This is a genomic window from Mycobacterium sp. H4Y (assembly GCF_000364405.1).
In the GTDB taxonomy this organism is placed as follows: Bacteria; Actinomycetota; Actinomycetes; order Mycobacteriales; family Mycobacteriaceae; genus Mycobacterium; species Mycobacterium intracellulare.
The window spans coordinates 545899-566587 of the sequence record NZ_AKIG01000003.1 but is presented as its reverse complement, the minus strand read 5'-3'; the positions used below and the strand labels follow the sequence as shown (position 1 = coordinate 566587).

The 20689-nt window shown below is 71.4% G+C and carries 19 protein-coding genes and 1 tRNA gene; 7 read left to right on the top strand and 13 right to left on the bottom strand.

All coding sequences use genetic code 11. The features are described 5' to 3' along the window. Positions 1-76 precede the first annotated feature (76 nt). The 3 genes from W7U_RS23605 to W7U_RS23595 are packed head-to-tail and all read left to right on the top strand — an operon-like array spanning position 77 to position 2399. Complete coding sequence (locus tag W7U_RS23605) at positions 77-1327, top strand: hypothetical protein (RefSeq protein WP_008263445.1); 1251 nt, start codon at positions 77-79, stop codon at positions 1325-1327. A gap of 35 nt (positions 1328-1362) precedes the next feature. Continuing rightward, positions 1363-2061 (top strand): glycosyltransferase family 2 protein, encoded by a 699-nt coding sequence (locus W7U_RS23600; RefSeq protein ID WP_008263444.1) that lies wholly within the window; start codon positions 1363-1365, stop codon positions 2059-2061. Then, entirely contained in the window at positions 2058-2399 is a 342-nt protein-coding gene (locus W7U_RS23595; RefSeq protein WP_008263443.1) for a DUF2304 domain-containing protein, read from the top strand. The genes W7U_RS23600 and W7U_RS23595 overlap by 4 nt, the downstream gene beginning before the upstream one ends. Here W7U_RS23595 and W7U_RS23590 read toward each other — a convergent pair. After that, positions 2396-3340 carry an NAD-dependent epimerase/dehydratase family protein gene (locus tag W7U_RS23590; protein ID WP_008263441.1) on the bottom strand — a complete coding sequence of 315 codons (945 nt, stop codon included), beginning with the start codon at positions 3338-3340 and terminating at the stop codon, positions 2396-2398. The two genes, W7U_RS23595 and W7U_RS23590, sit on opposite strands and share 4 nt — an antisense overlap. Between W7U_RS23590 and W7U_RS23585 the strand changes: the two genes are divergently transcribed. Beyond that, positions 3306-5123, top strand: a complete 1818-nt coding sequence (locus tag W7U_RS23585; protein ID WP_241767552.1) for a hypothetical protein — start codon at positions 3306-3308, stop codon at positions 5121-5123. The genes W7U_RS23590 and W7U_RS23585 overlap by 35 nt on opposite strands. Before the next feature lie 12 nt (positions 5124-5135). On the opposite strand, the gene W7U_RS23580 is transcribed toward W7U_RS23585, so the two are convergent. Both W7U_RS23580 and W7U_RS23575 read right to left on the bottom strand, forming a co-directional pair. Further along, a tRNA-Thr gene (locus W7U_RS23580) sits at positions 5136-5211 on the bottom strand. Positions 5212-5267: 56 nt separating this feature from the next. Further along, positions 5268-6500 carry a DNA polymerase III subunit delta' gene (locus tag W7U_RS23575; RefSeq protein WP_085976876.1) on the bottom strand — a complete coding sequence of 411 codons (1233 nt, stop codon included), beginning with the start codon at positions 6498-6500 and terminating at the stop codon, positions 5268-5270. 98 nt (positions 6501-6598) lie between these two features. Here W7U_RS23575 and W7U_RS23570 point away from each other — a divergent pair, with 98 nt between their 5' ends. Beyond that, on the top strand, positions 6599-8260 hold the full coding sequence (locus W7U_RS23570; RefSeq protein ID WP_085976420.1) for an adenylate/guanylate cyclase domain-containing protein: 1662 nt from the start codon (positions 6599-6601) through the stop codon (positions 8258-8260). Here the strand turns inward: W7U_RS23570 and topA are convergent. From topA to cspA, 3 genes are all read right to left on the bottom strand, one after another. Then, positions 8257-11094 (bottom strand): type I DNA topoisomerase, encoded by a 2838-nt coding sequence (gene topA, locus W7U_RS23565; protein ID WP_008263435.1) that lies wholly within the window; start codon positions 11092-11094, stop codon positions 8257-8259. The two genes, W7U_RS23570 and topA, sit on opposite strands and share 4 nt — an antisense overlap. Before the next feature lie 203 nt (positions 11095-11297). Then, positions 11298-11888: a hypothetical protein gene (locus W7U_RS23560; RefSeq protein ID WP_008263431.1), complete on the bottom strand. Its 591-nt coding sequence runs from the start codon at positions 11886-11888 to the stop codon at positions 11298-11300. Positions 11889-12049: 161 nt separating this feature from the next. Next, positions 12050-12253: a cold shock protein CspA gene (gene cspA / locus W7U_RS23555; RefSeq protein ID WP_007772268.1), complete on the bottom strand. Its 204-nt coding sequence runs from the start codon at positions 12251-12253 to the stop codon at positions 12050-12052. Between the two features lie 259 nt (positions 12254-12512). On the opposite strand from cspA, the gene W7U_RS23550 reads away from it, so the two are divergent. Both W7U_RS23550 and W7U_RS23545 read left to right on the top strand, forming a co-directional pair. Beyond that, on the top strand, positions 12513-14846 hold the full coding sequence (locus W7U_RS23550) for a DEAD/DEAH box helicase (protein WP_008263427.1): 2334 nt from the start codon (positions 12513-12515) through the stop codon (positions 14844-14846). A gap of 71 nt (positions 14847-14917) precedes the next feature. Beyond that, positions 14918-15943 carry a PAS domain-containing protein gene (locus W7U_RS23545; protein ID WP_008263424.1) on the top strand — a complete coding sequence of 342 codons (1026 nt, stop codon included), beginning with the start codon at positions 14918-14920 and terminating at the stop codon, positions 15941-15943. Here W7U_RS23545 and W7U_RS23540 read toward each other — a convergent pair. The 7 genes from W7U_RS23540 to ssd are packed head-to-tail and all read right to left on the bottom strand — an operon-like array spanning position 15940 to position 20440. Then, complete coding sequence (locus tag W7U_RS23540) at positions 15940-16257, bottom strand: Rv3654c family TadE-like protein (RefSeq protein WP_008263421.1); 318 nt, start codon at positions 16255-16257, stop codon at positions 15940-15942. The two genes, W7U_RS23545 and W7U_RS23540, sit on opposite strands and share 4 nt — an antisense overlap. 19 nt (positions 16258-16276) lie before the next feature. After that, the gene (locus tag W7U_RS23535) at positions 16277-16564 is read right to left on the bottom strand and encodes a TadE family type IV pilus minor pilin (protein WP_026071053.1); all 288 of its coding nucleotides are present in this window, start codon (positions 16562-16564) and stop codon (positions 16277-16279) included. Positions 16565-16599: 35 nt separating this feature from the next. Further along, entirely contained in the window at positions 16600-16800 is a 201-nt protein-coding gene (locus W7U_RS23530) for a DUF4244 domain-containing protein (protein ID WP_008263417.1), read from the bottom strand. A gap of 18 nt (positions 16801-16818) precedes the next feature. After that, positions 16819-17415 carry a type II secretion system F family protein gene (locus W7U_RS23525; RefSeq protein WP_179300125.1) on the bottom strand — a complete coding sequence of 199 codons (597 nt, stop codon included), beginning with the start codon at positions 17413-17415 and terminating at the stop codon, positions 16819-16821. A gap of 15 nt (positions 17416-17430) precedes the next feature. Beyond that, positions 17431-18231: a type II secretion system F family protein gene (locus tag W7U_RS23520; RefSeq protein ID WP_008263413.1), complete on the bottom strand. Its 801-nt coding sequence runs from the start codon at positions 18229-18231 to the stop codon at positions 17431-17433. After that, positions 18228-19391 (bottom strand): TadA family conjugal transfer-associated ATPase, encoded by a 1164-nt coding sequence (locus W7U_RS23515; RefSeq protein WP_014381704.1) that lies wholly within the window; start codon positions 19389-19391, stop codon positions 18228-18230. The genes W7U_RS23520 and W7U_RS23515 overlap by 4 nt, the downstream gene beginning before the upstream one ends. Then, positions 19388-20440: a septum site-determining protein Ssd gene (ssd, locus tag W7U_RS23510; RefSeq protein ID WP_008263398.1), complete on the bottom strand. Its 1053-nt coding sequence runs from the start codon at positions 20438-20440 to the stop codon at positions 19388-19390. Before ssd ends, W7U_RS23515 begins: the two co-directional genes overlap by 4 nt. Positions 20441-20689: the final 249 nt, after the last annotated feature.

Genomic DNA, 20689 nt, shown 5'->3' with positions numbered 1-20689 from the left:
GGGCGAGCGGTGCGGACACTTACTATTTTCAAATTGTGGCGATACATCGGTGCGGTCCGCTGAAAGCGCTGCCCCGATGACCGAAATCAGCGCCTCGCAGGGGCCGGTGGCGCGCGGCAGCATGGCCCGCGTCGGCACCGCCACCGCCGTGACCGCCCTGTGCGGCTACGGCGTGATCTACCTGGCGGCCCGCGACCTCGCGCCCAGCGGCTTCTCGGTGTTCGGGGTCTTCTGGGGGGCCTTCGGGTTGGTCAGCGGCGCCGCCTTCGGGCTGCTCCAAGAGACCACCCGCGAGGTCCGCGCGTGCGCCTACCTCGACGTCGCGCCGACCAAACGCACCCACCCGCTGCGGGTCGGCGCGCTGCTCGGGGTCGCCGCGGCCGTCGTGATCGCGGGGACCGCGCCGCTGTGGAGCGGTCGGGTTTTCGTCGAGGAGCGCTGGTTGTCGGTGGCGCTGCTGTGCGCGGGGCTGGCCGGCTTCTGCGTGCACACCACGCTGCTGGGCATGTTGGCCGGCATCAACCAGTGGACCCAGTACGGGGCGCTGATGGTGACCGACGCGGTCATCCGCGTCGCGATCGCGGCGGCCACCGTGGTGCTGGGCTGGCATCTGACCGGCTTCCTGTGGGCGACGGTCGGCGGCGCGATCGCCTGGCTGATCCTGCTGGTGGCCTCGCCGGCCACCCGCGCGGCCGCGCGGCTGCTCACCCCGGGCGGCACCGCGACCTTCCTGCGGGGCGCCGCGCATTCGATCACCGCGGCCGGCGCCAGCGCCATCCTGGTGATGGGTTTTCCCGTGCTGCTGAAGCTGACCAGCGCCGAGCTCGGCGCCGAGGGCGGGGTGATCATCCTGGCCGTCACGTTGACCCGCGCGCCGCTGCTGGTGCCGCTGACGGCCATGCAGGGCAACCTGATTGCGCATTTTGTCGACGAGCGCAGCGACCGGGTGCGCGCGCTGATCGCCCCGGCCGGCATCGTCGCGGGCATCGGCGCGGTCGGGGTGCTGGCCGCGGGCGCCGTGGGCCCCTGGCTGTTGCGATTCGCCTTCGGGCCGCAGTACCACGCCAGCAGCGCCCTGCTGGCGTGGCTGACCGCGGCCGCGGTGGCGATCGCCATGCTGACGCTGACCGGCGCCGCCGCGGTGGCCGCCGCGCTGCACCGCGCCTACTCGGTGGGCTGGGTCGGCGCCACGGTCGCGTCGGGTTTGCTGCTGTTGCTGCCGCTGTCCCTGCAGACCCGCACCGTGGTCGGATTGCTGTGCGGGCCACTGGTGGGCATCGGAGTCCATCTGGTGGCGCTGTCGCGCGCCGGACGCGCAACGGGCTGATCTGGCCTGCACCAGCGTGTACCTTGTGGGCTTAGATGGGTACGGAAACGCAATATTCGGTCGTCTGGGTCGTCATTCCCGCCTTCAACGAAGCAGCTGTCATCTCCGAGGTGATAGCCGACGTGCGCTCGGTATTCGACCACGTCGTCTGCGTGGACGACGGCAGCGCCGACGGCACCGGTGAGATCGCCCTGCGCGCGGGCGCTCACCTGGTTCGCCATCCCATCAACCTCGGGCAGGGCGCGGCCATCCAGACCGGCGTCGAGTACGCCCGCAAGCAGCCCGGCGCCGAGGTTTTCGCCACGTTCGACGCCGACGGCCAGCATCGCGTCAAGGACCTCGCCGCCATGGTGGACCGGCTGCGCGTCGGGGACGTCGACGTGGTCATCGGGACCCGGTTCGGCACCCAGCAGGTCGCGCGGCCGCCGCTGTTGAAACGGATCGTGCTGCAGACCGCCGCGCGGTTGAGCCGGCGCGGTCGCCGGCTCAACCTGACCGACACCAACAACGGCCTGCGGGTGTTCAACAAGAAAGTCGCCGACAGGCTGGACATCACGATGAGCGGCATGAGCCACGCCAACGAGTTCATCATGCTGATCGACGAAAACCATTGGCGCGTCGCCGAAGAACCGGTCGAGGTGCTCTACACCGAATACTCGAAGTCGAAGGGGCAGCCGCTGCTCAACGGCGTCAACATCATCTTCGACGGGTTCCTGCGAGGGAGGACACCATGAACTGGATCCAGGTGCTGCTGATCGGATCGATCGTCGCGCTGCTGGTCTATCTGCTGCGGTCGCGCCGCAACGCGCGGTCCCGGGCCTGGGTCAAGGTCGGCTATGTGGTGTTCGTGCTGGCCGGCATCTACGCCGTGCTGCGGCCCGACGACACCACCGTCGTGGCGCAGTGGTTCGGGGTGCGCCGCGGCACCGACCTGATGCTCTACGCGCTGGTCATGGCCTTCTGTTTCACCACGCTCAGCACCTACATGCGGTTCAAGGACTTGGAGCTGCGCTACGCGCGGCTGGCCCGGGCGATCGCGCTGGATTCCGCACAGGCGCCCGAGGCCGGTTAGCCGGCGTGCGTCCGCCGGAAGTAATCCACCGTGCGGCGCACACCCTCGGTCAGCTCGACCTTCGGTCGCCAACCCAAAACCTTTGCGGCCGAACCGATGTCGAGGCAGGATCGCTTGAGGTCACCGAGCCTGGGCGGCGCGAACTCCGGGTCGTCGGGCCCCCCGACGGCCGCGGCCACCGCCGTATGCAGTTGCCGGTCCGAGGTTTCGACGCCGGTGCCGATGTTGAATCGCTGCCCGCCGCCGGCGTCCCCGGACGCCTTGACGAACGCGTCCACCACGTCGTCGACGAATACGTAGTCGCGGGTGTTGCCGCCGTCACCGAAAACCTTGGTGGGCTTACCCGATAGCAGCGCCTGGGCGAAGATCGCCACCACGCCGGCCTCCCCGTGCGGGTCCTGGCGCGGGCCGTAGACGTTGGCCGGCGCGATGTGTGAGCAGTCCAGGCCGTAGAGGTGGCGGAAGGTGTTCAGGTAGATCTCGCCGGCCACCTTCCCGGCGGCATACGGCGATGCGGGATCGGTCGGCACGGTCTCGGGCGTCGGGTACCGCGGCGGGACGCCGTAGATCGAGCCGCCCGAGGAGGTGTGCACGACCTTGCGCACCCCCGCTCGGCGCGCGGCCTCGGCCAGGCGCACCGTGCCGATCACGTTGACCGAGGCGTCGAACTGGGGGTCGGCCACCGAGTGCCGCACGTCGATCTGGGCGGCGAGGTGAAACACCACCTCCGGGCGGTGCTCGTCGAGGATGGCCTCCAGGTCCGCGGTCACGATGTCGGCCTCGACGAAGACGTGTGCCGGGTTGTCGGCCAGGTGCTCGAGGTTGCTCGCGCGGCCGGACGCGAAGTTGTCCAGCCCCACGACCGTGTGGCCGTCGGCCAACAGGCGGTCGACTAGCGTCGAGCCGATGAATCCGGCTGCCCCGGTAACCAGTGCACGCACCGGCCCACCATACATAGCGGCGGCGGCCGCGGCGCTCATCGCGGTGCAGCTGGCGGTCCGCGCGGCGCTGGCGTTCGGGGGCTATTTCTATTGGGACGACCTGATTCTGATCGGCAAGGCCGGCACGCATAACCTGCTCGCGCCGTCGTACCTGTTCCACGATCACGACGGCCACGTCATGCCGGCGGCGTTTCTGCTCGCGGGCACCATCATCCGGCTGGCGCCGCTGGACTGGACGTGGCCGGCGGTCAGCCTGGTGGCGCTGCAGCTGCTGGCGTCGCTGGCGTTGCTGCGCGCGCTGCACGTCATCCTGGGCTGGCGGCCGGTGTTGCTGATCCCGTTGACGTTTGCGTTGTTCACCCCGCTCGGCGTGCCCGGGTTCGCCTGGTGGGCGGCGGCGCTGAACTCGCTGCCGATGCTGGCGGCGCTGGCCTGGGTGTGCGCCGACGCCGTCCTGCTGGTGCGCACCGGCCACCGGCGCTACGCGGTGACCGGGGTGCTGGTCTACTTCGGCGGGCTGCTGTTCTTCGAGAAGGCCGCGGTGATCCCGTTCGTCGCGTTCGCGGTCGCCGCGCTGCTGCGCCACGTGACCGGTGACGGGGGGCTGGGATCGGCGCTCGCGGCGGTGTGGCGGGCCGGCGCGCGGTTGTGGGTCGCGGCGCTGGCGCTCACCGCGGCCTGGGTGGTGCTCTATCTGGCCGTGGTCAATCAGCGGCGGTGGAGTTCCGACCTGTCGATGACGGGGCGGCTGCTGGCGCGATCGATCACGCACGGCATCGTGCCGGGGCTGGCCGGCGGCCCCTGGCACTGGGACCGGTGGGCGCCGGCCTCGCCCTGGGCCACGCCCCCGCCGTCGGTGATGGCGCTGGGCTGGCTGGCGCTGGGCGGCGCGCTGGCGGTGTCGCTGGCGCGCAAGCGGCGCATCGGGCCGGTGTGGGCGACCGCCGCGGGCTACGCCGTGGCCTGCCAGGTGCCGATCTATCTGATGCGCTCGTCGAAGCAGACCGCGCTGGAACTCGCCCAGACGCTGCGGTATTTCCCGGATCTCGTGGTCGTGCTGGCGCTGCTGGCCGCCGTCGCGCTGTGCGCCCCGAACCGCCCGGCCGGCCCGGGCTGGCTCGACGCGTCGCCGAAACGCGCCGTGGTAACCGCGGGTTTGGCGGTGTTGTTCGCGGTCAGCAGCCTGTACTCGACGGCCACGTTCTTGACCAGCTGGCGCGACAACCCGGCCCAGCCCTATCTGCGCAACGCCCAGGCGTCGCTGGCCGCGGCCCATGCCGCCTCGGACGCGCCGCTGCTGGACTCCGAGGTCGATCCGCTGGTGCTGCAACGGGTGGCCGCACCGGAGAATCTGGCCAGCCACATGTTCGCCCTGCTGCGGGACAGGCCCGAATTCGCGCCCGCCACAACGCAATTGCGCATGCTGGACAGCTCCGGCCACCTGGTCAAGGCGCGGGTGACCTGGGTCCGAACCATCGCGCCGGGGCCGATGCCGCGATGCGGCTATTTCGCGCAACCGGACAAACCCGCGCGCCTGGCCCTCGACGGGCCGCTGTTGCCCGCCGACTGGACCGTCGAGCTGAACTACCTGGCCAACAGCGACGGGTCGATGACGCTGTCGATGACGCAGGGGCCCGAGGTCAAAGTGCCGGTGCATCCCGGCCTCAACCGGGTCTTCGCGCGCCTGCCGGGCGCCGGGGACGCGATCACCGTGCGGGCGAACACCGCCGCGCTGGCGTTGTGCATCGCGTCGGGCCCGGTGGGTTTTCTGGCCCCGGCCTGACCCGGGAAGAAATGGAGCCGCCTAGGAGAATCGAACTCCTGACCTATTCATTACGAGTGAATCGCTCTACCGACTGAGCTAAGGCGGCTGGTGCCCACGCGCCGGGCGGCACGAGTCTACGGCAGGCGGGCGGGCACCACGAAATCAGTCGCGCGGTTCCTGGGCGCGCAGTTGCTGGCCGATCGTGGCGACCATGGCGCCGACGGCGAACTTCGGCTTGACGTTGATCGCCAGCGCCTCCCGGCACCCGAGGACCGCCTCGATGCAGCGCAGCAGCCGGTCGGGCGGGGCATGCGCGGCCAGCGCCGCGACCTTCTCGGCCATGTCCGGATGGTTGGCCCGCACCGCCCCGCCGTTCGCGGCGGCCAGGAGCGCATCCCGGAAATAGGTCGCCAGGTCGATCAGCGCCCGGTCCAGCGCGTCGCGCGAGGCCCGCGTCTGGCGCGACTTCTGCCGCCGCTCAAGGTCTTTGATCGCCCCGGCCGCGCCGCGCATCGCGCCCGCGGTGCCCTTCCCGGTGCCGCCGGCGCCGAGGGCCGTGCGCAACTCCTCGGTCTCGGCCTCGGCGCGGTCCGCGGTCAGCACCACCGCCTCGGCCTCGGCCGCGGCCACCAACTCCTCGGCGGCGGCGTAGGCCCGCGACGGGGTCGCGGCGTCGCGCACCAGTCCCAGCGCCCGCTCCCGGCGCGCGCGGGCCTCCGGGTCGGTGGCCAGCCGACGCGCCCGGCCCACGTGGCCGCCGCTGACCGACGCCGCCCAGTCCGCGGTTTCGGGACTCAGGCCGTCGCTGTCCACCAGCACGCGGGCGATCGCCTCGGTCGACGGTGTCACCAGCGCCACGTGCCGGCACCGCGACCGCAGCGTGATGGCGATGTCCTCGGGATCCACCGACGGCGCGCACAGCAGGAACACCGTCGACGGCGGCGGCTCCTCGACGACCTTCAGCAGCGCGTTGGCGGCGCCCTCGGTCAACCGGTCGGCGTCTTCGATCACCACGATCTGGCGATGCCCGGTGGCCGGGCGCCGCGACGCGATCTGCACGATCGCGCGCATCTCGTCGACGCCGATGGACAGGCCCTCGGGGATCACCCGGCGCACGTCGGCGTGCGTGCCGGCCATGGTCGTCGTGCACGCGTGGCAGCGCCCGCAGCCCGGGCCCCCGTCTTCGACGGTGGCGGTGCACTGCAGCGCGGCCGCGAAGCACAGCGCGGCCACCGAGCGCCCCGAGCCCGGCGGACCGGTGATCAGCCAGGCATGTGTCATAGTCCCGGCGCCCGCCTCGCTGTGGGCTGGGTCACCGCGGGAGGCTCTGGCGGCGGCGAGCAGCTCGGCCGTCACCGCGTCTTGGCCTACCAGCCGCGCAAACACCCCAGACATCATCGGTAACAGTAGACAGCCAGGCCGACAGATACCGATCGGCTACCGTACCGCGACCATTCCGTGATCTTTGCGGTCGTCGGGGCCCCCCGCGCGACCTGCCGAGATCGTTATTAAGTTTCCGGGACGTCGCCGCCGCCCGATACGGTGGGTTGGTGACTACGGCGGCGGCACTACCGGGGCGGATCAGCGCATTCGTCCGGTGGGTGGTGCGCACCCCGTGGCCGCTGTTCGCGCTGAGCATGTTGCAGGCCGACATCATCGGCGCGCTGTTCGTGCTCGGCTTCCTGCGCTACGGGTTGCCGCCGCAGGATCGCATCGAATTGCAGGACCTGCCGACGCTCAACCTGGCGATCTTCTCGAGCTCGTTGGTCGTCCTGTTCCTCGTCGGCGTCGTGGTCAACCTCAAGCTGCTGATGCCGGTCTTCCGCTGGCAGCGCCGCGACAACATGCTCGCGGAGACCGATCCGGTCGCCACCGAACTCGCCCGCAGCCGCGCGCTGCGCATGCCGTACTACCGCACCCTGAGCACGGTCGCGTACTGGTGCATCGGCGGCGTGGTGTTCATCGTGGCCAGCTGGTCGGTGGCCAAGTTCGCGGCGCCGGTCGTCTCGGTCGCGACCGCGCTGGGCGCCGCCGCCACCGCGATCATCGGCTACCTGCAATCCGAACGGGTGTTGCGGCCGGTGGCGGTCGCCGCCCTGCGCAGTGGGGTGCCGGAGAACGTCAAGGCGCCCGGCGTCATCCTGCGCCAGATCCTGACCTGGATGCTGTCCACGGCGGTGCCGCTGATGGCGATCGTGCTGGCCGTGGTGGCGGACAAGGCCTCGCTGCTGCACGCCGCACCGGAGAGCCTGTTCAACCCCATCCTGTTGCTGGCGCTGACCGCGCTGGGCGTCGGGCTGATCAGCACCCTGCTGGTGGCCATGTCGATCGCCGACCCATTGCGCCAGCTGCGCTGGGCGTTGAGCGAGGTGCAGCGCGGAAACTACAACGCGCACATGCAGATCTACGACGCCAGCGAGCTCGGCCTGCTGCAGGCGGGCTTCAACGACATGGTGCGCGACCTGTCCGAGCGGCAGCGGCTGCGCGACCTGTTCGGCCGCTACGTCGGAGAGGACGTCGCCCGCCGCGCGCTGGAGCGTGGCACCGAGCTGGGTGGGCAGGAGCGCGACGTCGCGGTGCTGTTCGTGGACCTGGTCGGCTCCACCCAGCTGGCCTCGACCCGCCCGCCCGCCGAGGTGGTCCACCTGCTCAACGAGTTCTTCCGGGTAGTGGTGGAAACCGTTGGCCGCCACGGCGGTTTCGTCAACAAGTTCCAGGGCGACGCCGCGCTGGCCATCTTCGGCGCGCCGATCGAGCACCCCGACTCACCGGGCGGGGCGCTGGCCGCCGCCCGGGAATTGCACGACGAGCTGCTCCCGGTGATCGGTTCGGCGGAGTTCGGCATCGGGGTGTCGTCCGGGCGGGCCATCGCCGGCCACATCGGCGCGCAGGCCCGCTTCGAGTACACCGTGATCGGCGACCCGGTCAACGAGGCCGCCCGGCTGACCGAGCTGGCCAAGCTCGAGCCCGGCCACGTGCTCGCGTCGGCGATCGCCGTCAGCGGGGCGCTGGATGCCGAGGCCCTGTGCTGGGATGTCGGCGAGGTGGTCGAGCTGCGCGGCCGCAGGGCGCCCACCCAGCTGGCCCGGCCGGTGAAGCTGGCCGCCCCGGAAGAGGTTGCGCCGCAAGAGGTTTCCAGCGACGCTCGCGGCTAGCTGCGCTTGGCGGTCTTTTTGGCAGCCGACTTCTTGGCCGGTGACTTGCGGGCGGCCTTCTTGGCGGGACGCTTCGCCGGGCCGCGGGCCCGGCGGTCGGCCAGCAGTTCGGCGGCCCGCTCGTCGGTGATCGACAGCACGTCGTCGCCCTTGCGCAGGCTCGCGTTGGTCTCGCCGTCGGTGACGTACGGCCCGAACCGGCCGTCCTTGATCACCATCGGCTTGCCGGTCGCGGGGTCGGCGCCCAGCTCACGCAGCGGCGGAGCGGCGGCGCCCTGGCGGCCGCGGCGTTTGGGCTCGGCGTAGATCTTCAACGCTTCCTCGAGGGTGATGTCGAACATCTGCTCCTCGGTGGCCAGCGAGCGAGAATCGGTGCCGCGCTTCAGGTATGGGCCGTAGCGGCCGTTCTGCGCGGTGATCTCCTCGCCGGATTCGGGGTCGACACCGACCACCCGGGGCAGCGAGAGCAGCCGCAGCGCGTCCTCGAGCGTGACCGTCTGCAAATCCATGGTGCGCAGCAGCGACCCGGTACGGGGTTTGGGACCGGTGGGCTTCTTGCCCTTCTTCGCCGGTGCGGCGCCGCCATCTGGACCGGGCCCGTCGTCGCCGGGTGGCGGCTCCGGCAGGACCTCGGCCACGTACGGGCCGTATCTGCCGTCCTTGGCGACGATTTCGTGGCCCGTCGCCGGGTCCACGCCCAGCACCCGTCCCTCCTGCGGCGTGGCGAACAGCTGCTCGGCCAGCTCGAGGGTCAATTCGTCGGGGGTCAGCGAGTCGTTGAGGTTGGCCCGCTGCGGCTTCGGCTCGCCGCTGGGATCATCGGGGTCGCCGGTCACCATGCGCTCCAGGTACGGCCCGTTCTTGCCCACCCGGACGTAGACGGGACGGCCCTGCTCGTCGTCAAAGAGCTTGATGGAGTTGACTTCTCGGGCGTCGATGCCTTCCAGGTTGACGCCGACGAGCTTCTTCAGGCCGCCGGACCGGGCCACCGAATCGGCCACCCCGTGCTCGCCGCCGAAGTAGAAGTTGTTGAGCCAGTCGGTGCGCCGCTCCTGACCCGAGGCAATCGCGTCGAGCTCGTCCTCCATCGCGGCGGTGAAGTCGTAGTCGACCAGCCGGCCGAAATGCTGCTCCAGCAAACCGGTTACGGCGAACGCGACCCAGGAGGGCACCAGGGCGCTGCCCTTCTTGTGCACGTAGCCACGGTCCTGGATGGTCTTGATGATCGACGAATACGTCGATGGGCGGCCGATGCCCAGTTCCTCGAGCGCCTTGACCAACGACGCCTCGGTGTAGCGGGCCGGCGGGTTGGTGGCGTGGCCGTCGGGCGTGAGTTCGATGGCGTCCAGCCGCTGGCCCTGGGTGAGCTGCGGCAGCCGGCTCTCGGCGTCGTCGGCCTCGCCGCCGGCCAACTCGTCCACCGTCTCCACGTAGGCCTTCAGGAAGCCGGGGAACGTGATGGTCCGACCGCTGGCGGAGAACACCACCTGACGCTCGCCGGAGCGGCCCCCGATCCGCAGGCTCAGCGTGGTGCCGCGCGCGTCGGCCATCTGCGAGGCCACCGTGCGTTGCCAGATCAGCTCGTAGAGCCGGAATTCGTCGCCATCGAGTTCGCGTCGCACCGCGTCCGGGGTGGCGAACGTCTCGCCGGCGGGCCGGATCGCCTCGTGCGCCTCCTGGGCGTTCTTCACCTTGCGGGTGTACTGGCGCGGGGACGGCGAGACGTACTCCTCGCCGTAGAGCTGACGCGCCTGGTTGCGGGCGGCGTTGATCGCCGACTGCGACAGCGTGGTCGAGTCGGTACGCATATACGTGATGTAGCCGTTTTCGTAGAGCCGCTGGGCGATGCTCATGGTGCGCTCGGAGGAGAACCGCAGCTTGCGGCCGGCCTCCTGCTGCAGCGTCGATGTCATGAACGGCGCGTACGGCCGGCGCGTGTAGGGCTTCTCCTCGACCGAGGCGACGGACAGCTGGGCGCCGCGCAGCCCGGCGGCCAACTCGGTCGCGCTTGCTTGGTCGAGGATGGTGACCTCGTCGGCCTTGCGCAGCTGTCCCAGCGAGTCGAAGTCGCGTCCGGTGGCGACGCGCAGGCCGTCGACGTTGGTCAGCCGGGCGGAGAAGGTGGGAGGCGACGCCTGCGGGTCGGACACGCTGGCGTCGAGCTGGGCCACGATGTCCCAGTAGGACGCGCTGCGAAACGCCATGCGGTCGCGCTCGCGCTGCACGATGATCCGGGTGGCCACCGACTGGACGCGGCCCGCCGACAGCTTGGGCGCGACCTTCTTCCACAGCACCGGGCTGACCTCGTAGCCGTACAGGCGGTCCAGGATGCGGCGGGTCTCCTGCGCGTCGACCAGATCGATGTCGAGGTCGCGGGGATTTTCGGCGGCCTCCAGGATCGCCGGCTCGGTGATCTCGTGGAACACCATCCGCTTGACCGGGATGTTGGGCTTGAGGGTCTCCAGCAGGTGCCAGGCGATGGCTTCGCCCTCGCGGTCGCCATCCGTGGCGAGATAGAGCTCGTCGACGTCCTTGAGCAACCCCTTGAGCTCGGTGACGGTGCTCTTCTTCTCCGGGCTGATGATGTATAGCGGTTCGAAGTCGTGGTCGACGTTCACGCCCAGCCTGGCCCACGGCTCCGACTTGTACTTGGCGGGCACGTCGGCGGCCGCCCGGGGCAGGTCGCGGATGTGGCCGCGCGACGACTCGACGATGTAGCTGGAGCCCAGGTACCCGGCCAGTTTGCGCGCCTTGGTGGGCGACTCGACAATCACGAGTCGCCGGCGGCTTCCGTTGCCGCCGCCGGCGCTGTCCTTCAGTTTCGGGTCAGCCAACTGCCCTTACGCTCCATCCCTGATTGGTCCCCCCTGCGAGACCACCTGCAGGAAGAATGACAGGTCGGCTTCGAAAATTCCGGTGAAATTCAGGTACGCGACCGTTCCTTCGCCCTGCGGCACCTGACAATTTCGCACCCTCGGGCGGGCCTACGCAAACCGACGCCCGAGAACGCGGCGCGAATTCGCGCGTCGTCCGGTGGCTAGACCCGCGGCCACCGGGACAGCGCCTCGGCGCCGTCGGGCGGCTCCCCCACGTTCTCTACCAGGCGCGATAGCCTGCGGCGGCCGCTGATGCGCAGCGCCGGCCGGCCGCCGCGGGTGCCGATCAGCGTGGGCGCGATCCCGACGCGCATCAACGCCGACGCCAGCGGCGAGTGGGTGTCGGGCGCGTGGGGGTCCAGCGCCAGCAGGTAGTGCTCGCCCTCGGGGTTGCCGGCCGCCAGCGTCCACGCCCGCAGCTCGCGCGGTCCGGGCAGCCAGCGCGGCGGCACGGTCTTGACCGCGCCGCGCGTCCATTCGGCCGCCAGCGTGCTCAACGACGGGTCCACCGCCGTCCGCACCAGCGGGGTGTCTTCGTCGGTCCGGCCGATCTCGGCGGCCAGACCGGCCTCGCGGATCATGTCCGCCAGCGCGGCGGCCCGCCAGGGCGCGTCCACGACCACCGAAAGCCGAGCGCCCTGGGCCTCCGCACCGCCGACGGTGACGATCTGCCCGGACGCCGCCAGCACCCCCGAAAGATCGGCGACCGCGGGCGGCACCGACTCGGCGGTAAAGAAGGAAAGCTGGCTCACGCCATCCGACAGTAGGCCCTCTCGCCCATCCGCGTCTTGAGGTAATCGGCGCGGCGGCGCCGTGCCGATAGAAACCGATAGAACTGATAGAAAAAGGAAACCCCCCGGCTGGGCCCGCTGGGCGGGGCTGCACGGGGGGTGTCCGTTAGGTCTGCTCTTCCCTACAGGGAGCGGACTCCGGTGGCCTGGGGGCCCTTCGGGCTGTGGCCGATTTCGAACTCGACCTTCTGGTTCTCTTCGAGGGTGCGGAAGCCCGAACCCTGGATCTCCGTGTAGTGGACAAACACATCCGCGGAGCCGTCTTCGGGGGCAATGAACCCGAAGCCCTTCTCCGCGTTGAACCACTTCACAGTTCCCTGTGGCATCTCTCGATCTTTCCTTTTCTTCTGGGTGCGGGGCATCGCCTTTCGATGCCCCGGGCCTGGTACGACCGCCATACCTCGCTGAGTCGCCGGAACTTCACCCGACCGATTAACCTCGCAGGAACCGCGGCCGCAACGTCGATCCTGCGAAAGTTTGACACGAACACAGAAGCTGCGACCGCAATTAGTCAACCATGTTCATCGCGTCGGCGACAGACTTGTGTGTTTGCCCGATTCGAACAGCGATTCCGAGCGGGGTGAGATGGCGAGCTTCGGCAGTGAGCTGCTTGCCGCCGCGCTCGCCGGAACCGCGACGGACGAACGGCCGCTGCGCCACGTCGCCGAACTGCCACCGCGCAGTGGCCGGCCGCACGATTGGCCGGCGTGGGCCGAGCCCGACGTGGTCAAGGCATTCGCCGACCGCGGGATCGCCGCGCCCTGGTCGCATCAGTTCGCGGCCGCGGATTTGGCCTACGCGGGCCGCCACGTGGTGGTGAGCACCGGCACCGCCTCGGGCAAGTCGCTGGCCTATCAGCTTCCCGTCCTCAACGCGCTGGCGACCGATCCGCGGGCCCGGGTGCTCTACCTGTCGCCGACCAAGGCGCTGGGGCATGACCAGCTGCGGGCAGCGCACGCCCTGACCGCGGCGATTCCGCGGCTGCATGAACCCGGTTTTGCGGTGGCTCCCACCGCCTACGACGGCGACAGTCCCGCCGAGGTGCGCCGCTTCGCGCGGGAGCGCTCCCGCTGGTTGTTCTCCAACCCCGACATGATCCACTTGTCGATCCTGCGCAACCACGCCCGCTGGGCGGTGCTGTTGCGGGGTCTTCGCTTCGTGGTGGTCGACGAATGTCATTACTACCGTGGGGTGTTCGGCTCCAATGTGGCGATGGTGCTGCGCCGCTTGTTGCGGTTGTGCGCCCGCTATTCGAGTGCGCCGACGGTGATCTTCGCCAGCGCGACAACGGATTCCCCGGGTGCGACGGCCACCGAGCTCATCGGGCTGCCGGTGCAGGAGGTCACCAAAGACGGTTCACCCCAGGGGGCGCGGACCGTGGCCCTGTGGGAACCCGCGCTGCGGACCGACCTGGTCGGCGAGAACGGTGCACCGGTGCGCCGCTCGGCGGGCGCGGAGGCGGCGCGCGTCATGGCCGACCTGATCGCCGAGGGAGCGCAGACCCTGACCTTCGTGCGGTCGCGCCGCGCCGCGGAATTGACCGCGCTGGGCGCCCAGGCGCGGCTGGAGGACATCGCCCCCGAGCTGTCCCGGACGGTGGCGTCGTATCGGGCCGGGTATCTCGCCGAGGACCGCACCGCGCTGGAGCGCGCCCTGGCCGAGGGCCGGTTGCGCGGGTTGGCCACCACCAATGCGCTGGAGTTGGGCGTCGACATCGCCGGGCTGGACGCGGTGGTGCTCGCCGGTTTTCCGGGCACCGTCGCCTCGTTCTGGCAGCAGGCCGGCCGCTCCGGTCGGCGCGGGCAGGGCGCGCTGGTGGTGTTGATCGCCCGGGACGATCCGCTGGACACGTATCTGGTGCACAATCCGGCCGCGCTGCTGGACAAGCCGGTCGAGCGGGTCGTCATCGACCCGACGAACCCGTACATCCTGGGGCCGCAACTGCTCTGCGCGGCAACCGAACTGCCGCTGGACGACGCGGAGGTGCGCGAACTCGGCGCCACCGACGTGGCGGACGGCCTGGTCGATGACGGGCTGCTGCGGCGGCGAAGCGGAAAGTACTTTCCGGCGCCCGGCCTGGAACCGCATGCCGCGGTGGACATCCGGGGCTCGACGGGCGGGCAGATCGTCATCGTCGAGGCCGACACCGGGCGGCTGTTGGGCAGCGCCGACGTCGGCCGGGCACCGGCTTCGGTGCACCCGGGCGCGGTGTACCTGCATCAGGGCGAGAGCTACGTGGTGGATTCGCTGGACACCGAGGAGGGCATCGCCTTCGTCCACGCCGAGGACCCCGGTTATGCGACGTTCGCGCGGGAGATCACCGACATCGTCGTCACCGGCAGCGGTGAGCGTCTGGCCTTCGGGCCGGTCACGCTCGGGCTGGTCCCGGTCCGGGTCACCCACCGGGTGGTGGGCTACCTGCGCCGCCTGCTCTCCGGGGAGGTGATCGACTTCATCGAGTTGGACATGCCGGAGCACACGTTGGCCACCACCTCGGTGATGTACACCATCACCGAGGATGCGTTGCTGCGCAAGGGTATTGACGGCACGCGGATTCCCGGGTCATTGCATGCGGCCGAGCATGCCGCCATCGGGCTGCTGCCGTTGGTCGCCAGCTGCGACCGCGGCGACATCGGCGGCTTGTCCACCGCGGTGGGACCGGGTCCCGACGGGCTGCCCAGCGTCTTCGTCTACGACGGGTATCCGGGCGGCGCGGGATTCGCCGAACGGGGCTTCCGCCGGGCCCGCACGTGGCTCGCCGCGACGGCCGCCGCCATCGAGGCGTGCGAATGCCCCCGCGGGTGCCCGTCGTGCGTGCAGTCCCCCAAGTGCGGCAACGGCAACGACCCGCTCGACAAGGCCGGCGCGGTGCAGGTGCTGCGGCTGGTACTCGCGGAGCTGCCGCGGGAGTCACGCTGAGCACAGCGGCGAGGTCGCCCGCCGGTTCACCCGCTCCCCCGGATCCGTCCCGTCGCCGTAAACTCAGCCGCATGGCCCACGACTGGTTGCTCGTGGAGACACTCGGGGGTGATCCCACCGTCGTGGCGCAGGGGCGCCAACTGAAGAATCTCGTCCCGATCACCACCTTCCTGCGCCGCAGCCCCTATCTCGCCGCGGTGCGAACGGCGATCGCCGAATCGGTCCAGACCGGACAGGCCCTGACCAGCATCGCGCCCAAGCGCGATCGCATCATTCGCACCGAACCCGTGGTGATGTCCGACGGGCTCATCCACGGCGTGCACGTGTGGACCGGGCCGTCGGACATCGACCCACCCGAGCGCCCGATTCCGGGGCCGCTGAAGTGGGACCTGACCATGGGGGTGGCGACCGACACCCGCGAATCGCTGATCAACAGCGGCAAGAATCCCGAAGTCGAAGTCACCTTCGGCAGGGCTTTCGCCGAGGACCTGCCGTCCCGCGAGCTCAACCCGAACGAAACCAAGGTGCTCGCCATGGCGGTCAAGGCTAAGCCCGACCAAACGCTGTGCAGCACCTGGGATCTCACCGACTGGCGGGGCAAGGCCATCCGGATAGGTTTCGTCGCGCGCACGATCTTGGAGCCGGGGCCCGACGGCCGGGAGCACCTGGTGGCGCGGGCGATCAATTGGCAATCCGAACTCAAGGGCCCGGCGGTGTCGACCGATGATCTGGCCCAACGGATCCTCAGCGGCCTCGCCCAGGCCGGGGTGCACCGCGCGCTGATCGACCTCAACAACTGGACCCTGTTGAAATGGCTCGACGAGCCCTGCACGTTTTATGACTGGCGCAGCAGCGAGACCGGAAAACCGCGGGTCCATCCCGACGATCAGGACGTGATGTCCACCATGACAAGGGAATTCGGCGGGGGCGCCACCAGTCGGGTGTTGCGGTTGCCCGGCCACGACGCGGATTGGGTGCCCGTGCACGTCACCGTCAACCGGGTCGAACTGGAGCCGGATACATACGCGGGGCTGGTCTCCCTGCGATTGCCCACCGACGACGAGCTGGCGGCCGCGGGGCTGCCGCAGACGCCCTAGCCATTTCGCCCGCCGGCGGGCCCCGCCCGCGCGGTGGCACGTGCCGTACCGGCGACGACGACCGGCACCCGCGCCGTGATGACGACATCGAGACCGTCGACCACGCAGCCGATGTCGTCGACCCGCATCGCGCGGGCGACGGCCGCGGCCTGGATGCAGGCCGCGGCGGATCCCGACGTCAGCCGCGCCGCAGCGGCCAGGGCGGCCAGGTCGGCCACCGCCTGTGCGCGGTGACGCGCCACCACCGCCGAGCCCAGGTAGCCGGCGACGCCGGTCGCCCAGAGCAGCACCACGACCATCCAGGCGGCGACCACCGTGGCCGACCCCCGATCGTCATGGCCGCTCGGCCGCGGCGACCGCGTTCGCGCCGATATCCAAGGCGGGCAGGAACTTCGAATGCGCGGCGACGGTGGCGACCAGGAAGTCGCCGTCGCGGTGCAGGTCGACCCGGGCGCCGGCGGGGGCGAGCCGGACCGCGGCGGCCACCGCGGAGCGTTCGTCGCCGCGGGCGGCCAGCCGGGCGGCCTCGCGGGCGGCGTCGATGCAGCGCACCTGCATCGAGACGGCGCTGACACCGGCCAGGCACAGCACCAGCACGACGACGAGCGAGGCGATGCCCAGCGCCGCCTCAACGGTGCTCGCGCCGGCACTGCCGGCTACACCTTGGTGTTGAGCGCACGGCCGATGATGTTGGTCAGCGCCGACACGATGGAATCGCCGGTGACCACCGCGTACAGCACCGCGCCGAACGCCGCCGCCGCGATGGTGCCGATGGCGTACTCGACCGTCGACATGCCCGACTCGTCGGCCGCCAGCACGGCCACGCGCGCGGCGAATTCGCGAAACTTGTTGATCATCAAGGACTTCCTTTCGTTTCACAGTAGACCCGACTGCAGCACGTCACCGGCCAAGCCGGCCACCACCGGGACGATGCCCAGGCAGACGAATGCCGGCAAGAAACATAGGCCCAGCGGCCCGGCGATGAGCACCCCCGCCCGCTCGGCGGCGGCCGTGGCCGCGTGTGCGGCGTCGTGACGGGACTGGTCGGCCAACTCGGCGACGCCATCGGCCAGCGCCGCGCCCGAGGACGCCGAACGCCGGGCCAACCGCAGCAGCGCTTCGATGTGCGTGTCGTCCGGCCGCGCGGAGTGGTCCGACGGAATCGCCCATGCCACAGCGGGATCGGCGCCCAGCGCCAGCAGGTCGGCGGCGCGGCGCAGGACGCGGGCCAGGTGCGGCGGGGCGGATGGCGCAGCGGCGGCCGCGGCGGCCGACACCGCCATCCCGGCCCGCAGGCACACGGCCAGCACGTCGAGACAGGACGCGACCGCCAACGGATCCGGGCCATCCGTTCGCCGGGCCGTCGCGAGCGCCCGGCCGCCACGCGACGGCATGCCGGCACGCAGTCGCGTCAGCGACGGACCGGGAGCCATCCACAGCGCCGTGGCCAGCAACATTGCCGCTACACCCACTCGCGCGTCTCCACCTCACGCCACCCGATCGGCGATGCGGTCCGACCACAGCAGCCCGCCGCAGGCCAGCGTTGACCCGATCAGCAAGAGCCACCCGCCCACCTGCCCGCCCAGCAGGAAGGTCAGCGGGCGGGCCCCGACCAGTTGGCCGAGTAGCACGCCCAGCACCGGCAGGGCGGCCAGTATCGTCGCGGTCGCGCGCGCACCCGCCAGGCTCGACGCGACACGCGCCGAGAACCGTTGCCGCTCAGCGATATCGCACTGGGCCGCCCGCATCAGGGTCGCAACCCCCAACCCGTTGTCACTGGCCAGCCGCCAGCACAGCGCGAGCCGCTCCCACTGCGCGGGCAGTGCCGAGGAGCGCGACGCGGCGGCCAGCCCGGCGGCGACATCGGCTCCCAGCCGGGCCCGCGCCGCCACCGATCGCAGTGACGCCGCGACCGCGCCGGCGGTCTCGTCGGCGGCCACGCCGAACGCGCGCACCGGGTGGGAGCCGGCCCGCAGTTCACCGACGAGCACGTCGAGCGCGGTTTCCAGCGCGTGGCCCTCGCGGGTCGCGCGCCGAATGCGGCGCCGACGGAGGTAACGCACGCTCACGGTCGCGCCCACGACCGCGCCGCACAGAACGGTCGTCGGCGGCAGCAGGGCCACGCCCGCGCAGCCGAGGCCCACGGCCAGCCACGCCACCCCGCGGAGCCCGCGCGAGGGGAGCCGCCACCTCGGTTGCGCCGTCGCGCGCAGCCGTCGCCGCGGCGAGGGCCGGCCGATGACCAGCGCGAGCGCCAAGAGCAGCGCGCCGGCCTGCGGGCCGTTCACGCCGGCATCCGGCTTTGCAGGACGCGCCGCAGCCGGGGCGCGTCGTCCGTCATCCCCCGATCCGCGTGCCACACCGTGACCGCCCGGACCTGCCCCTGAACCGGTTGCAGCACGGCGATCTCGCCGAGTCGCCGCCGGCCGGTGCGATCGCGTTCGACATGCAGCAGCACCTGCACGGCCGCGGCGAGTTGGCTGTGCAGCGCCGCACGATCGAGGCCGCCGAGCGCGCCCAGCGCCTCCAGGCGGGCGGGAACCTCGCCGGGGCTGTTGGCGTGCACGGTGCCCGCGCCGCCGTCGTGCCCGGTGTTCAGCGCGGCCAGCAGGTCCACCACTTCGGCGCCCCTGACCTCGCCGACCACGATGCGGTCGGGCCGCATCCGGAGCGCTTGCCGGACCAGTTGGCGCACCGGGACTTCGCCGACGCCCTCGACGTTGGCGCACCGCGCGACGAGCTTCACCAGATGCGGGTGCCGCGGCGCCAATTCGGCGGCGTCCTCGACGCAGACGATCCGTTCGGCCGGCGGTACGGCGCCCAACATCGCGGCCAGCAATGTCGTCTTGCCCGCGCCGGTTCCGCCGCTCACCAGAAACGCCAGGCGGGCGGCGATGATGTCGGCGACCAGCGCGGCGGCCACGGGGTCGATCGCGCCCGCGGCGGTCAGGGCCGCCAAGTCCTGGCTGGCCGGCCGCAGCACCCGCAGCGACAAACAGGTGCCCGCGGCGGCCACGGGCGGCAGCACCGCGTGTAGCCGCACCGCGAATCCCCCGGCTCCGATGCCGGACAGCTCGCCGTCGACCCAGGGCTGCGCGTCGTCCAGCCGCCGGCCGGCGGCCAGCGCCAGCCGCTGCGCCAAGCGCCGCACCGCGGGCTCGTCGGGGAAGCGAATCCCGGTGCGCCGCAAACCGTTGCCGTCGTCGACCCATACCGCGTCCGGTGCCGTCACCAAGACGTCGGTCGTACCGTCCGCGCAGAGCAGCGGTTCGAGAATGCCCGCGCCGGTGAGTTCGGTCTGCAGCACGCGGAGATTGGCCAGCACCTCGGTGTCGCCGAGCATCCCGCCGGACTCGGCCCGGATCGCGGCGGCCACCACCGACGGACCCAGCGGGCCGGCTTCGCCGGCCAGCCGCTCGCGGACGCGTTCGATCAGTGAACCGCTCACGCCGCCCGCCCGTTCCGCGCCGCCCGCGCGGGCGGCAGCACCCCGAGCACCTCGCGGGCCGCCACCGCCAGCGCGGACCGACGCCGATACCGCAGGCCGCCGCGTTCGACCTGCTCGCCGAGTTGCGGCTGCGCCTTGATCGCCGCCAGCAGCGGCATTCCCGCGATCTCGGCGATCTCGACCGCGCGCAGTCCGCCCGGCGACGGGCCCCGCACCACCAGGCCGACGTTGGGATTGGTGGCGGCCAGGACCGGCGCCATCGCGGTGGTCGCCGCGCACGCACGCACGTCACAGCGGCTGACGACCACGACCAGATCGGCGGCGCTCAGGGCGGCCTGGGTCGCGTCGGTGAAGCGGCGGGGCAGGTCGCAGATCACGGTGACCGCCCCGCGACGCCCGGCCTCGACGATGGCGTGCACCGGCCCGGCGTCCACCTCGTACCCGCGCCGCGTTCCGGACAGCACGCTGATGCCGCGGTGTCGCGGCAACGCATCGCGCACCGCCGACCAGGTGAGCCGCCCAGCCTGCAGGGCCAGGTCCGGCCAGCGCAAGCCCGGCGCGTTTTCGCCGCCGAGCAACAATTCGATGCCGCCACCCCACGGGTCGAGGTCCACCAGCAGCGCGTCGGCGGCGGCCTGAGCAAGGGCGACCGCGAGCGACGAGGCGCCGGCCCCGCCGCAGCCTCCGATGACGGCCACGGCGTGGCCGCGCGACCCGTCGTCGCGCGACGACTCGGCGGCTTCGGCGAACGCGCCAACCAGGTCGGCCGCTTGCCCGGGCAGTCGCAGCACGTGCTCGGCGCCGACGCCCACGGCGGCCGCCCACGTCGTCGACTCGGGCTCGCCCACCGTCAGCACGGTCACGTGATCGCGGCGTGGCAGCGCCCAGCGCTCACACCGCGCGGCCGCCCGCGCGTCCAGCACGACGGCCGCCGCCGCCGTCCAGGTCTTGCGACTCACCGGCGCCGCGCCGCCGGCATGCACCAACCGCACCCCGGCCGCGGCCGCCACCCGCTCCACCTCGGCGCGCAGTTCGGGCTCCGCCAGCATCGCCAACACACCCGCGTGATGGGCGCCTTGTGCTCCGGAAGTGCCAGTCATCCGCCCACTGTGCAGCGCCCCAACCTGGCACACCAGTCCCAAACGCGGATTTGGGGATAGAGACGCGAGTGTGCACAAACCACGTGCGGCGGCGGTGCGCCAGCGACGACGGACGGATTCCCCGCAACGCGTCGAGGGCCGGCCCACGCGCCCGAAATCGGGGGGAAACCGCCCAAAAAGACCCGAGAAAAGGGACGA